This window comes from Ruegeria sp. CE8 (assembly GCF_056537465.1).
The window spans coordinates 34,827-49,499 of sequence record NZ_JBQFRP010000021.1; the positions used below are offsets into that span (position 1 = coordinate 34,827).

Sequence of the window (14,673 nt, forward strand, 5' to 3'; positions counted from 1 at the left end):
GGAAAGCAGATTAGAAATTTCTGGAAGATAGTGATTATCGGCCAGAGATCTGACGGCCTCATTGAACCTGGCCGCTGAACCAGAGTGGCGCGTCACCTTCTGCCCAAGGCGAGTATTTGTTCATTACGTGCGAGAACGTTTCGCTTGCCAGGAAACGATCCAGCCATGCAATCAAACTCGGCCATTCCTGTGTGTCAAACCACTGCCTGTCTATATGGGCAAATTGGCGGACAAAGGGCAGAAGAGCCAGATCAGCAAGGGATGGGCGCCGCCCAAACAGCCAGGACCGACCGTTCAACTGTTCGTCGAGGCTGACCAAGTAGCTTGCAGCTTTCCTGCGCTCTTTTTCATGGTCAACTTCCGGATAGCGCGTGGCGTATTTTGTGTGATCCAAGGCAGCCTTGAACGGGCCATCATTTTCCTTGATCAGGTCCCACCCTTCCTGAGGCATGTCCAAAAGCCGCTGCGGATCATTTTGTTCAAGAGCCCAGATCATGATATCCAGGCTTTCGTCCAAAACCCTATCCGCAAGCCGAAGTGCTGGCACGGTGCCGGTTGCAGATGTTTGCAAGAAGGCTTGCGGCTTGTCCCTAAGAAGAATTTCACGCAGCTCGACTTTGACACCCGAACTTACCAATGCGAGGCGGGCCCGCATTGCATACGGGCAGCGGCGGAACGTCCATAAGATTGGGTGATGAACCATATGAGGATTTATCTGCATTCTGCCGGTACGGTCAAATCCTTCCTCGACAGTCAAGTTGAAGATTCCGTTTAAATGCTGCCGGCTCTGGTTAAACGGGCCACTGCTTCGCAAATATCAGCCACCGTCGCCGTCGGTTCAGGGTCAAACCGGCTCTCGTCGCCATCACGAAACTTACCGGTGCGCACCAGATACGCCTCTGCGATTCCAGCGGCCAAGGCGCCGGCAATATCACTTTCAGCATCATCGCCGATCATAGCTGACTGCGCAGGCGCGGCCCTGGTGGTCGCAATAGCGGCTCTGAAGAACCCGGGATCTGGCTTACCCAGCAACTGAGCCCGGATGCCGGTAGCGTGTTCAAGGGCTTTGACGAAGCAGCCGGCATCAAGGCTCAGTTGTCCATCCTGATCCATAAAAATGCGGTTGTTTGCGAGGGCGATCAAAGGTGCCCCGTTCTGTAATAATCGGTATGACCGGTTCATGTTTTCATAGGAAAATTCTTGGGCGGCATCGCCAACAACAACGGCGGGCGGTCCGCTGCGGTCGCAGCCGGAAAACTCTTCCTCAAGTGCAGGGTGGACGAGCAAATGCGGGCTGTGCCCCGTGCGCGACAGCCAATCAAGGCAGGCGGCAACCGGTGTAAACACCTCTTCCGGCTGAATCGTAAACCCAAGCTCGTACAGCTTTTCCATGATGCGGTGTTTTGGCTGTCGGGTGCTGTTGGTGAGGTATCTCACGTTCCGCCCGCTGGAGCGCAACCGGGTAAGCGCTTCCGCGGCCCCGGGAATTGCTTCGGCCCCCTGGTAGAGAACTCCGGAGACATCAACCAGAACTGTTTGGATCATAGCCAAACTTTGCCCGAGCCTTCGCAAAGCGTCAACTTCGTCACTTGCCAGGCTGCCCGGAACTGGTGGTGTCTGGACCAGCTTTCCCTCCGCTGAAATGCGGTAATAGTCGTTTCTGCCTCGGAGCGGGCGCTTCTAATTTGTGAGGTCGGAAACTGGAACGATTGTCCTAGATGTTGAGGGTAGTAAGGGCTATTCGGACTGACCAAGCTCTTTGATTTGGAGCAGACATTAAACAAAACCGAACCCGACTGGCGTCCTTGAAATGACACTATGGTTGTCGCGGTTCCGTTCCAATTGATGACACTCTCAAGAAGTGGTCTCTTGTTCAGAAGGTTCTGCGCGCTCATCCAGGTCCAACAGCGCAGGGTCGATCATGCGCTTGTTTGCGCTCATCTTGACAGAATTATGCATCGTTTCACTTCGCTGGAGTAATCGCCGGAAACGCGCTTCGTCGAGCACAAGCAGTGTCGAGGGGACCAACGCCCGCACATTTACGCGACGGGGTCGTTTTATCAACATCGCCAATTGCCCAAACATTTCGCCACGACCTAACCGCGCAGTGTGTCTGCCGAACTCCACTTCGACCGCCCCGGAAGCAATGAAGAAAACACTACGGGCGAATTCATCTTTGGAAATGATGGTGTCACCTGGGTTGGCATAACGGGTTCGCAGAGCTCTACTGAGTTTCCTCAGTGAAGCTCTGTCGAGATCAGAGAATAGCGGAAACTGCCTGACCAGATCTCTTCTTTTCAGGGCGATGTCCAGTACCGGGCGCCCTTCAGATAAGGCGCGTCTTGCCGCCACTTCCTGCATCAATACCGAATAAAGCTCTTCACCTACCAGGCCGTCCTCGTGCATGACCGTGTATTCACGCTCTTCCAGTCGCAACGCTGTCCTTCGGATGAACCGCCGCTCCAGCTTTTCCGCATACCCTGGATATTGTAGCCGCAAACCGTCAAGTGCGGCCTCGACCGCTTCGGATCGACGTGCCAACAGGTCATCAAGCAATTCCGCAACACGGCGGCCGTGAATCCGGCGTATGCGGCCACGGACGAATCCGTCGAGATCCCGCAGGATCAGACGTTGCATGAGCAATCGTTCAAACCGATCCGTCGTAATACGAGTAAGTGGGAACGAGATTCGAAGGCGATTGTGCAGAAACACGGCGATCCGAAAAGACTTGCCATAAACGATGGACCGATTTGACGCGCGTTGGTAGCCGATCCTGCCTCCGGTCCGTGCGCCTTCAATGAGCCGATCAGTGTCGGACAGAATCTTCTCGCTCAGAACCGATGACATGATGCGCTCTCGCATGCGGGCCAACACGGAATCCCGTTCTGCACCGGCCAGCGCAATAAGGCCAAGCGTGATCCGGTCACGGTCAAGGATCTGAGCGCTGTCTTCGGCGGCCTTTACAGCCTCGTCGAGGCGTTCGCTAAACTGTATAGCTTCGTTTCTGACGATATCATGGGTCAAGTCGTAGTTTTCTGCGGTGCGGGATACGTCCTCGCGAACCGATTGTAAGGCCACTGCGACCACTTGGCGTGAAAGTGCCGTATCAAGCGGAGAAAGCCTGTCGAGCCCCAGTTTTGTGATCACTGTACGCAAGGTTGTGCCCTGTACAATCAGTGTAAACAGGGTGAAACCAGTGGCCAGGATGCCGACCAGACGCTTGGTTTCTAGCGGGATATGCGTGCTTTCGGTAACTGCCAGCGCCAGCGCCAGAGTCACGGCACCCCGCAGCCCACCCCACAGCATCGCAGTGCGATAGGGGGGTTCCACAGCGGGTGACACACCGATTGCCGTGAGCAAGGGCAACAAGCCAAACAGAACAGCCGCCCTCGCGAGTGTTGCGGCAAAAACCACCACAGCCAACAGGCCAAAATCAGACGGTCGCGCCCCTTCCAACAATCTCGGTATCAACAATGCTGCAAGAATAAAGATCAGCGCTCCGGCCCAATGTGCCAGAAGATCCCATACTTCTTGCAGATTGCTCCAAGCAACCGGTGACAAACGACCGGGGCCCGTGAGGTTAAGCGTAAGACCTGCGGCCACCACCGCAATGACGCCCGAAGCCCCAACGCTTTGTTCTGCAACGATATACGCGAGATACGGCAGCGACACAGAAATTGAAATCTGCGCCATTTCCCAGCGGTCTACGTAAACCATCAACCAAACTGCCATGCGCGCCATGAACCAACCTGTGAGCGCTCCACCTGCGATCAACAGCGGAAATTGCCCCACGGCTTCACTTAGCAACGGATCGGGTCGTCCGATCATGACAAAGCTCATGAAAAGCCCGAAAAGCGCAATCGCAGCTGCATCGTTAAGGAGGCTTTCGCCCTCAATTATTCGCGACAGCCTGCGTGGTGCGGAGATCGATCGAAAAATGCTGACAACCGCCGAGGGATCAGTTGTCGACACAATAGCGCCGATCAGCAGGCACGCGGCCAGCGGAAGCGTACTGACCCAACTGAGCGCATAGCCAATGGAAAGCGTCGCTACAATCACTGCCACAACGGCCATCATCAGGATGGGCATCCAGTCGTCCAGCATCCTGCGTAAGTTCATGCCGAGCGTCGCCTGAAAGAGCAGTGTTGGCAGGAAAACATAGAGGAATACGTCAGACCGGATCGGCAGATCAATAATCGCTTGCGCACCTGGGTTCAGGGCATCCGTCAGGTTAGTGTTGAGAAAGAATGTCGCGCCAAGCCCAATCACTATCCCGAGGACGGCGAGGATAACGCTGTAAGGCAAGCGCAATCGTGCGGCAAGTGGTTCCGCCAGGCCGATTACTACAAAAAGAGAAGTTATGATGGTCGTAATGACGACGATATCCATCAATACGTATTACCTGAGAACTCGATTTTATGGAATCCACCTTTTAAAGCCGGATCGACTACGTGGGATGAATTTGTGAATTTACACCCGTCCAGACTGTGCAGTTGCAGCGAGTGTCAGGAATGACGGGCCGCAGTGCGACATCTGCGCGGTTAGGGAACGGCTTGAATAACCGCTCATAGCCGGTCAGTTGTTGAACCGCGGACTGCGACCGCTGGGTCATTGCGCATGTGAATGCCAATGCCTGCTGACTTGGCTGCAGCGTGGTTATGCATGACGTCCGGTAGGTAAGCTGCTATGCCATCTCCAAAAGCGTATCGGAAAGTGTGCGTTCTGAAACGGCTCCCGGCGTACCAATCGCAACGAGCTTTGTTTCGTGTTTTCGATCACCCCATGCGCCTTCCCGGGCAATGTCCATTCTTTTTCCGACGATCTGAACAAGAATGCAATGATCCGGATCTTCCACGCTGAAAACAAAACCCTTACGTAGAACTCGGATTGCCCAGACATGTTTTGGTTTTTTCCGGCTGCTTCTGACCAACGATACGTCCTTTGTTCCAAACTGGGCGAAGCGCTCGAATGGCAGGTAAGTTTGTTGTTTCCACGACTGATCCGCTGATCGGCATTACTCTCCCACAACGACAACCCGACGTTGACGAGCGACGATATCACAGGATGCTGTGCTCACTCCGATGTCTGCAGTGAGCCTAAAATGACCATTAAACAAGGCGGAGCAATTTACTGCTGTTTCGAAGTATTCGTTTACCTATCAACTCGCGCCAAAGCGAGACCGATACCCGACCCAAAGAAAAGGACACCCGTCAACCTGTGACGCAACCGCCTGAGCCTAGCTACTGCGGGTCGCGCCGTCTGCGCAGACGCGACCGACTTAAGATCACCAAGCATGATTACGGCAAGGTAGATCGCAGAGGTAATAAGCAAGGCAGAAACGCCTGATCCGGCAACCGCAAACTGCGGCAGGAAAGCCGCGTTGAATACCAACGTCTTTGGATTGATCGTGGCGAGTCGTAGTCCCTGCCAAAAGACTGCAGTCAGCGGCTCACGGCTGGCGCCTCGGATGTCGAGGTCCGCGATGCCCTGACGCCATGCGTTCACGCCGAGATGGACCAGATAGGCCACTCCGATCCATTTCAGTCATAGAATAGCAGAAGCCGCAAATTCGAGGAGCGCGGCCAGGCCAAGTACGACGACTACAAGTTGCAATGCCACACCGATAGTTATGCCAAACACTGTCATCGCGCTGAAGCAAAATCCGTACGCCAGCGTGTTTCCAACAATCTATGCTACGTTCGGCCGAGGAATGGCAACCAAGAGAGTGCTAGCGCCGACTAGCGCGAGTATCCGGATTAGCTCCATCGGAAATTCCCTTCGGAGAACAGCTTAAGCAATCCTTGTCCAAAAGCCAGCTTCATCCCACAAAGCGGGAACTGCAAAACACGGTTTTATAGGTCTAAATCGAGTTGACTTCAGCGGCGCTAGCTTCCATGCGCGGTTGATCAGTTCAAGTACCGGTTGCGTAGTTTTTCCAGGTCCTCGTCCGTCAGGCCAAGCCCTTCATGCAAGTAATTGTCCACCGAGCCATAGGTTTCGTTCACGCTCCTGTAGAAGTTGTCCAAGTACTCTATTCGAACGCCCAAGGATGGCCAGACAGCTTCTGGGGGCATGCTGGTGCCGTGTTCGGCATTCACTTGGTCAGCAATCTTCACAGACGCGTTGTCAGCATCTTTGAGGACATTGCTCATCATGAAATCAGCTTCGATGTCCTCTCGCGTGACCCCCAATGCACTGAGGACCATGGCCGTTGCAACGCCGGTTCTATCTTTCCCACCCGAACAATGGTAAAGAACGGCTTCACCCTCCGGCTGGTTGATCAAGACGTCGAACAAGCCACGCAACTCAGTAGTATAATCGGTCGGGATGTATCCGAAGGCATCAAAGAAAAGCGCGTCTGTAACAGCTTCGGTAGCCGTTCCAGACTTAATATCGTGGCGCATATCATCAATCATCTGAGCTTCTTTTTCCATAACGGGAAAATTGTAGCGCGCGGGTCCTTGTCCGTCCGGCCAGAGGATCGGATGAGCAGTCGCTTCCAATGTGGTTCTGAGATCAACGATTGACGTCACTCCGAGGTCTTCTAACAGAGTCATCCCGTCGGCGCCCATGCCATCTATTTCGCCGGAACGTATGAGCTGCCCTATACGGACAGAACGCCCATCGTCGGTCTTCAGGCCGCCAAGATCCCGTGTGTTTGCTACGCCCTCAATGGGGATGACGCGGTCTTCAGAAGCCAGTGCATAGTTGAAGGCTCCACCACATGTAAGAGCGGCGGCCAAGGTCAACATTCGTAGGATGGTCATTTGCTTCCTCCTCTCAAGTGATCATTAGGTCCGTTCTCCGTCAGGCGCAGACTTGAGTTCGATGAAACAAAGGTGCTGATTTGCTCCGGTTTCAAAAATCAAACCTTGCGCCGACAAATGGACCGTCAAGGGTCAAGTCCGAGATCGACCGCGAGTTGCCAATATTCCAATCGAGATACCGATAGCCCATCACGAGATCCCAATTGTTAATCCTGTAGTTCGCCGCCAGGCTTACTTGGGTTGTCAGGTCGCTGTCTCCGGTGCCGATATCGGCGTAGTAAGATAGCCCCCAACGGTCAGTGAGTTGCTGTGTCCAGCAAAAGCCGTCGATAGCATCCCAGTTGTTGATTTGCCGGAAATGCGCCGTGATCCGCCCGCGACAGCGATGCTGACTGTGTTTTCAAAGTTTAAGCTTCGTATTCCGCCCAGTATTGAAAAGCGCGCATCTTGTGTTTCAGTTATGTCGTACCCGACCGAACCAGTGAACACCGTGCCTTTTACATCGACGTCTCCGGGTGCCGGGATACCCGGACTAGCGGCAGAATTCTGGTCATTGCCCAAATTGAGATACAAACCGTCAACAAAGACCGAGAATTTTCCGCGCCGCGCTTCCACCGCACCCATCAGGCCAAAGTTCAGGTTGTCTAACATCTCGCTGAAACTGATGTAGATGTTGGTCCCCGTCGTTGTTTCTCCGCTCAAGGCGGGTCCCCAAAGATACAGGTAGCCCGTGAATTCCCAGGTCGGGTTTTCTGCACGTGCGGATGAGGCAAACGCAATCCAAAGGGCGCAAGCCATCGCGGACAATCGCCATTTTCGGTCAGCCAAAGAGCTAGTGTTCATTTTCGGGGCCTTTGCGATTGTCCCAACTCGGGCGCTGGTGCAGCGGTTCAAGCCCCTACACCCACTTGGATCGGTTTATTGCCAGCTTGAGAACACTTCGCGGGCCAGTTCACTTTCGGGCCGGAGGTTTTCGATCCCTTCATATGGGACGCCCTTGCCAAGCGGATTATGAGGGTGTTTTTCGATGGTCTTTTGGTGTCGCTTCACCATGTCTTGAAACGAAGCACCCGACCACAGCGAATACCCCACTAGGGGATGCTCTTCCCGCGGGTCACGATAGACGTTATAAACCGGGGCTGCAGCTCCGGGCTGTCCCGGCGCTGGTAAGTGCATTTTGAACTCCTGCTTCACGACAGAACGCAGTACCGGCCCTTCATAAATGTAGACATAGTCGCGTCGGGAATTGCCTTCGCCTTCCAAAAGCAGTGCCGTTTGATCGACCCCATCAATAACACGGTCGCGCGGAATTCGGTCCGTCGCACCCGCAATTCGGGCGAAGGTCGTAAACAAATCTGATACGTGAACAATGTCACCGGCAGCGCTTCCCGCTTCGATTACACCGGGCCATCTGATGAACGCGTCTGTCCGAACCCCGCCTTCCAGATGTTGTGTCTTGCCCCCTCGATAGATGAGCTGGTTCAGACCGGATGTTCCCTCGTAATGATACATCAATCCGTTGTCGGCCATGATCATGACAATTGTGTTGTCTGCCTTGCCGGTTTCTTCCAATTTGGCCAAGACATCCCCGATCCATGCGTCGAGAACTTGGAGTTTATCCGCGTGAAAGCCGCCATTCCGAGATACGGCCTCATCAGGATAAGCAAAGTTCAGCGGATACAGCGGCCAGTATTGCAGGAAGAACGGCTCATCGCTGGCGGCTAACCGTTCTAGCTGTTCCAATGCCTGTTGCTGATACCGAAGGTTCATCTCTTCGTATTTGGCCTGCGTCCACTCCTCGCCCGGCTCCAAGTCTACTTCGCGTGCCTGACCTCCGGCCACAGCTTCGACGCCCGTTACTAGGCCGTATGGCTTAAAACGCTCATCCAGTTGAAACTGGTTGGATTGGCCGGATGGATGATAGCCGAGCATATTGTTGGCGACCATCGCATCACGTGTCATCAGGCTGAGTTGGACCTGTTGATGCAGGGGAAATGCTGCCCAGTCGAAACCTTGGTTATGCGGATATGCCTGCTCGATGTCCCCCTGGTGCCATTTGCCGACGTGCGCAGTGTTGTAGCCCTCTTCTTTCAATATTTCGGCAATCGTTACTTCCTCAGCAGAGAGACCTTCTCCAACAAGGGCAACTTTGACCTCCTCGACACCCGCGCGAACTGGGTGGCGGCCTGTCAGCATTGCCGTACGCGTGGGTGTGCAGGACGGCTCTGTATACATTCGCATCAAAGACATGCCCTCTGATGCAAAATCATTGATGTTGGGTGTGTCAAAACCAGTGACGTAGTTCATTGTCCGGTTGCCCATCTGGCCGAAACTGACGTCATCAATCAGGATGTACAGAAAGTTAGGTGGCTGACCACCATTGGCGTCACGAATTTCAGTTAGCCTTGTCTCGATATCCGCATCTTGCGCATCCCATTGTTCGCCGAATTGGGCTCGCAAGTACGAAAATTCGCCGTCGTGAATTATTGGTTCGCTTTGTGCGGCAACCGGCGCGCCCAGGAGTGATGTCAGCACGGCTGTTACCGACGCAACTTGTTTTAGCCTAGTCTTCATTACGGGTTCTCCTGTTGGTGGCGACTTGTTTCAACGCCTCAGCAATCAAGTCATGGCATTGGGCCGACAGCGATTGTTCGGATTGATTGGCCAGTTCCGTTAGGCGCTGGTACTCTGGTGGGGTAAGAAAAGTCACAACCCTCTCCGAACGAGCGTCGGAGATCGGCAGGCGAGGCCGACCCATAGGCGGCTTGGGGATTTGATGTGTCACTTGACTCAGTCCCTATCGGATTAGTTTTCTTTTCCGGTAAACTGTCAGGATGCCGGAATGGACCACATCAAAAATCGGCCAAACTTGTCTAATTCTGTCGATAACATGGGTGAAAACAGTTCACGTGCGATCCGGCTGAACCTGATGCACCCAAATGACCTTGCGGAAATGACGCCATGGGAAATGGACTTTCGTCAATTGGACGCAGGTCCTCTGACAACACAGTTAGCTGTTCGTACCAGCCGGACTTCTTCTGTGTTGAAGATCTCGTTAGATGCGGCAGTCCACCAACGAGGTGTCTCACCCGATGGCTGGAGCACGTTTGGTATCTCCCGCCGTGGCACAGTCAATTCGTGGCAAGGTTGCAACATGGAGCATGACGCGTTCCTCACATTCGGGAACAATGATGGTTTTGATGGCGTGTCTACGGACCGTTTTTTTGGCAACGTTGTTTCGTTCAACACCTCTTGTTTCGAAAAACTTGCGCAGTCTTGCGGATATAACCTGGCAACGGGCGGTCCAGCGGTCAGATTGCTGCTATCCGAAGACAACGCGCGCAGGATGGACTGGTTGGAGCGTGAGATAGCGAGCTTGCTCGGCAATCCCGAGGAGCAATGGACCGAAGGCGTTGACGAAGCGCTCATGCTTGGAGTGCTGAATATCCTGACAAATAGCGAAGCCCATCAAGACAAGAGTACGGCCCAAACCAGACGCCGGGCTCTCGACCGAGCATTGGAAATAATGCAGGACAATTTTGCGTCACCGGTTTCTATCGAAGAACTATGCGTCGAAAGCGGAGCTTCTCTACGCACCCTAAATCGCGCGTTCAAAGAGCGCTTCGGGCAAGGTCCGAAAGCTTACTATGTCAGGCTGCGGCTGGATAACGTTCGAGAGGAGTTGCTCAATGGGTCGTCCTGGGAGTCAATCGCTGACGTTGCTAATAACCATGGATTTTGGCACATGGGTCAATTCGCACGGGATTATCGCTCGTTCTTTGGCGAGTTGCCGTCAGAGACATTAAAGAAACGGATGAACCGGTAAAATCCGCCTACAGTGAGAATTACAAAGAATGGTTTCTTAGGGCTGCTTCGGGCTGGAGATGTCAGCAATCGGACTTCTGCAGCAAATTCACAAATGGTGGCTCCGATCTAGTCGTCAAGATTTCCCGTAAACCGATGGCGGCGCATTGGGGACACAGGCCCATCTCGTCTCATTCGCTTTGGATAACTGGTGTCAGGTCTGCGACGGCTCCGGGTTTTGGGGCCGGAAGCAAACCCAACGAACATTGCGTCGAGCGAACCGGGTAGCTGACTTATGCGACGTGACATGGCATGTTCCTTCTCTGTTTATGCGTCGAGCTTGGCTCGTTTTAAGGAACTTGGACACGGACGTGATCCGCCAAAACCCGTAAGTCATCCGTAAGTCACTTGGGCAATCACCTATTGTCAGGCATATTGATAAGCAGCGGCACCACCGTTTCGGAGACAACATGACCGCCTCATCTCCCATCTTCGCCGACAAACTTCGAAGCTATCGAGCTCGCAACGGCAAGCGCGGTCGAATGTCACAGGAACAATTGGCTGTTTTGCGAGGGTTAAGTGTAGATGCGATCAGCAAATATGAACGGTCACTGTCGTACATCAGAGGTGACCTAGAACACCTTTTGATAGAAAAGCTCGGATGGACGCAAGGCGAAGTTGTGGCTTGCCGTGAGGATTGGGAAATCCGTTCAAATGAAAAGCACGACTCCTACCGGGTTCTTTGCGAACATGAAGTGGCATTGGAATACGGATCTATCGAATTTGCCGATGCTGCAGTTTAGGCCTTGGAACTCGCTAGTGCTCATGAGTTTCCCGACGGGTTCTCCGCTTGCGATCCCATCTGGGCGGAGATTCTAAAGAATGGGGCGATGTCCGGCGTTTACGTCATGGTTGGAGACGAATTGGCCGCTCATATCTCGCTTGTTTTCCTGGATGAAGATTTGGAAGCCAGGTTCCGCGAGTGCCGACTGGTTGAAGCTGAATTCAGTCTGGGAGCCCTTCGACGCCCGGTTCTTCCCGGCAACTATTTCGGCTATTGCGCCGGTGTCTACATCGCGCACGGGCATCAAAAATCTGCGCATCATCTGCTAAATGGGTTTGTGAAAGTCTTGTAAGACCTCGTGGAAAGGGAGGTTTATCTAAAGGATCTGGCCGCCATCGACGCAAGCCCAATAGGGCATCAGCTTTGCAAGGATCCTAGTTTCCAATTCATCGGTCCAAACTATAACGCCACAGGTCTCGAATTCTGGCGTCTCGCCGGTAAAAACATACCCAATTCACTCTTTGCCCGACGCAGCCCTGAGCTCATGAAAGCTTATGCCGACCGTTTCGGAAAAACCTAACTTCCGTCTGACAATTGGTCATATGCAGGAAACGTCCAGCCAAGAGCTTCAATTCTGGGCGATACTTAGAACTGAATCTTGTGTACTGTTACATGTAGCAGAGAACGTCGACAGTGATCCCTTTTTTGGCTGAAACTGCGCGCTCAACGATGGAGCGTCAAGCGATTTTGCCGTCGTGCATGAAACCCACGGAAATGGAGCCGAAAATCGAGAAAAAGTTGGGTTTTTCAACCCGGCTGAAAAAGGATCGGTTAACTTTGAAGCGGGAGATACTGGTGAGTCTCTGGCGAGCCAGACCCGACTGACTTAGTTGGAACCTTTGGGGTACGTGCTACTCCTTGCCGATACAGGTTTTGACGGTACAGGGATAAGCGGCGGTGGGCTTGTTCCACGGTAACGCAGGCACGAAGGTCCGACGCTCGATCCGGTGGCTTTATTTCGCGCATTCGGAGAGGAAATCGCCGAACCTCGCCGAAAAACGAAACTTGCCACGAGGTTAACACGGATTTTGGGGTGCTCAAAATCATGAGAAAACGCAGTAATTCCAAATCTTATCCCGAACCAGTATCCTATGTCGTGACGCAGCCGTGACGTATCTGTCCCATAAGGCATCCTTCCATTCCATCGAATGGATCCGACTATCAAACCTTGGGATCAAACACCTAGTTCACAACAACTGGCACAGTTTCCTATATAATGGTTTGTGAAGCGCCCTGATCTTGCCACTCTCCCGCCCTAGAGGGCATCATTGTTGATGCCGTGCAGGTTCATAAACATCGAAATGTCGTGAGACGGGTTTTGGGGCCCGGTATGGCTTTCGTAAGCATTAACCTTGAACAACTTTTTCCACGCTTCACGTAGCGACGCAGACCTGCGAGTCGAGCAAAATCGAGGGCAAACCAGCGGTCCCCTCCGGCTTCGAGATGTCGCGCTTGAAGATCGGCGGCTCTCTTCAGTCCTAGAGCAATTTTCGCTTTCTATGCCTTTTGGTTGGATTGATTGGGCCAGTCAAAAACTTGCCCGTTGCAAAGCCAGAAGTAGTACCCTAGCACTTTGATGCCCTTCTCAGCGCTCGAAATACCGGGTGGTTTGGCTAGGTAATTTCCGCATAGATGATCAGATACACTTTTTACTCGCAAAGAAACTAGATGATGAGCTTTCGAACCAAACAGAAGGAGAACCAAGGGGCTTTTGGCGCATTTTGGTTGTCTGTCAGGCCAAAGTCTGGCGCGATCGGGTTCGAATGGAGTTGAAACAGTACTCAGAAACCACGCCCACCTTAGAAACGGCTTCTTTCTCGGAGAGGCCGGATACCGTCGCCTCATCACCGACAATCCGGCATTGTCACGCAGTTGGGACTGTCCAATGGTGATGCCCCATCGACCCATGTTTCTTGCTGGCGCGACCTGGGCAATCGTGGGGGTAGGCATCGTCGGCTGGAACTCGGGAATAGATCTGACGAATTCGCCGTTTGGTAACCGGTGGGCGTGGCACGGGCACGAAATGGTCTTTGGGTTCGCCGCAGCCATGTTTGCTGGCTACGTGCTGACTGCGATGCCAAGCTGGTCCAGTAGAGCTCGTATGTCGGCCCGGAGTGTTGCTCTCCTTTTGGTTCTTTGGCTCCTTGCCCGGCTGACTGCGGCAGGCGCAATTGGAACCGATCCCGCCGTGGTTGTGTTTGGAACAGCAGCCTTTATGGGCTTTGTCACGGTGACCCTTGCGTGTGCGGCCTTGCGACGCCCATCCATAAAAGGTGTGGGATTTGCGCTTTTTGCGCTAACGATGACCTGTATCCAGATCGCAGTGCTTCGCGGCGGAACTATGCCGTCCATCCCGGTACTGGGATTTGCCGCCCTGCTGTCGGTCGTCGGCGGCCGTATGGTTGCCGCCTTTACCTGGAACAGGCTGAGTTGCACCGCTCCTTACTCCAGGCGCTTCAAATTGGCGAAGCTGTGCGGATACGCTTCTGCGGCGGCACTCCTCGTCACACTCATTCTGGACACAATTGGAAGCGCATCCTATTGGGTCTTTGCAGGTCTGATAGTTGCAGCCGCAACCGAGGCCGCCCGATTGTTGATTTGGCATTCTACAGACACTTTCAGGGACGCTTTACTAAGCATGCTTAGACTGGCCTACTTTTGGCTGCCATTAGGCCTGTTGTTGGTGGTACTGAGCAGGGCAGATTTGGGGAAGGTGCCCGACAGCGCAGCTCTGCATGCGTTAACCGCTGGGGCGATCGCCTGTTCTATCTATGCTGTCGCTTCGCGTGCTGTGGCGCAACGCGGCAGTCAATTGCAGCCGTCTTTGATCGACCAAGGCGGTTTCGCGTTTTTGTGGGTAGCTGCTGTTTTGCGGGTATTCGCCCCGACCGATGCACAAGGGTACGCATTGGTGCCCCTGATCTGGTGTATTGCCTGGGCCATTTTCTTGCTGAGGCATGGCGTGGCGTTACTCCACCCCGCGCCGCGGCCAGTATTCAGCGGTCCAAAGCGAACCACCGATGGCATTTCTGAAAGCGCATGACCGCTTCATTTACCCTGATCAAGAGAGATTTACTCTACGCTATATGGAACGGAAGGGCCAATCCGTTCAGCGCCCCATGTCGAGAGGTTCATCAAGGTCGCGCTCTATACTAGCGTCGGGACCCATTGATTTCCGTTTTACGGCGTGATTCACGGTTCAAAAACGAGCGGTGAACAAGTCTGATCTCTTCTGGCTTGCGGATGCGCAAATGGCGC

12 protein-coding genes and 1 pseudogene are annotated in these 14,673 nt (G+C 53.6%); 4 read left to right on the forward strand and 9 right to left on the reverse strand.

The window, feature by feature from the left end:
- Positions 1-58: 58 nt before the first annotated feature.
- The 9 genes and pseudogenes from ACR0AA_RS22685 to ACR0AA_RS22725 form a co-directional block, all read right to left on the reverse strand.
- Positions 59-703, reverse strand: coding sequence for a glutathione S-transferase (locus ACR0AA_RS22685; RefSeq protein ID WP_480666168.1), 645 nt, complete (start codon positions 701-703; stop codon positions 59-61).
- 68 nt (positions 704-771) lie between these two features.
- Positions 772-1,545, reverse strand: coding sequence for a TIGR01458 family HAD-type hydrolase (locus ACR0AA_RS22690; protein ID WP_480666158.1), 774 nt, complete (start codon positions 1,543-1,545; stop codon positions 772-774).
- A 309-nt stretch (positions 1,546-1,854) separates the two neighbouring features.
- Positions 1,855-4,389: a cation:proton antiporter gene (locus ACR0AA_RS22695; RefSeq protein WP_480757610.1), complete on the reverse strand. Its 2,535-nt coding sequence runs from the start codon at positions 4,387-4,389 to the stop codon at positions 1,855-1,857.
- 295 nt (positions 4,390-4,684) lie between these two features.
- Entirely contained in the window at positions 4,685-4,855 is a 171-nt protein-coding gene (locus ACR0AA_RS22700) for a GTP-binding protein (RefSeq protein ID WP_480666169.1), read from the reverse strand.
- Positions 4,856-4,879: 24 nt separating this feature from the next.
- A pseudogene (locus ACR0AA_RS22705) lies at positions 4,880-4,994 on the reverse strand (integrase); the annotation flags it as partial.
- Between the two features lie 157 nt (positions 4,995-5,151).
- Entirely contained in the window at positions 5,152-5,544 is a 393-nt protein-coding gene (locus tag ACR0AA_RS22710) for a LysE family translocator (protein WP_480666170.1), read from the reverse strand.
- 362 nt (positions 5,545-5,906) lie between these two features.
- Positions 5,907-6,767 (reverse strand): tyrosine-protein phosphatase, encoded by an 861-nt coding sequence (locus ACR0AA_RS22715; protein WP_480666160.1) that lies wholly within the window; start codon positions 6,765-6,767, stop codon positions 5,907-5,909.
- A 243-nt stretch (positions 6,768-7,010) separates the two neighbouring features.
- Complete coding sequence (locus tag ACR0AA_RS22720) at positions 7,011-7,610, reverse strand: hypothetical protein (RefSeq protein ID WP_480757616.1); 600 nt, start codon at positions 7,608-7,610, stop codon at positions 7,011-7,013.
- 75 nt (positions 7,611-7,685) lie between these two features.
- The gene (locus ACR0AA_RS22725) at positions 7,686-9,341 is read right to left on the reverse strand and encodes a sulfatase-like hydrolase/transferase (protein WP_480757620.1); all 1,656 of its coding nucleotides are present in this window, start codon (positions 9,339-9,341) and stop codon (positions 7,686-7,688) included.
- Positions 9,342-9,609: 268 nt separating this feature from the next.
- Here ACR0AA_RS22725 and ACR0AA_RS22730 point away from each other — a divergent pair, with 268 nt between their 5' ends.
- The 4 genes from ACR0AA_RS22730 (at position 9,610) to ACR0AA_RS22745 (ending at position 14,458) form a co-directional block, all read left to right on the forward strand.
- Positions 9,610-10,593 carry a helix-turn-helix domain-containing protein gene (locus tag ACR0AA_RS22730; protein ID WP_480666163.1) on the forward strand — a complete coding sequence of 328 codons (984 nt, stop codon included), beginning with the start codon at positions 9,610-9,612 and terminating at the stop codon, positions 10,591-10,593.
- Positions 10,594-11,041: 448 nt separating this feature from the next.
- Complete coding sequence (locus ACR0AA_RS22735; protein ID WP_480757623.1) at positions 11,042-11,374, forward strand: helix-turn-helix domain-containing protein; 333 nt, start codon at positions 11,042-11,044, stop codon at positions 11,372-11,374.
- A gap of 87 nt (positions 11,375-11,461) precedes the next feature.
- Complete coding sequence (locus ACR0AA_RS22740) at positions 11,462-11,707, forward strand: hypothetical protein (protein ID WP_480666165.1); 246 nt, start codon at positions 11,462-11,464, stop codon at positions 11,705-11,707.
- 1,593 nt (positions 11,708-13,300) lie between these two features.
- Positions 13,301-14,458, forward strand: a complete 1,158-nt coding sequence (locus ACR0AA_RS22745; RefSeq protein WP_480757627.1) for an NnrS family protein — start codon at positions 13,301-13,303, stop codon at positions 14,456-14,458.
- Positions 14,459-14,673 lie beyond the last annotated feature (215 nt).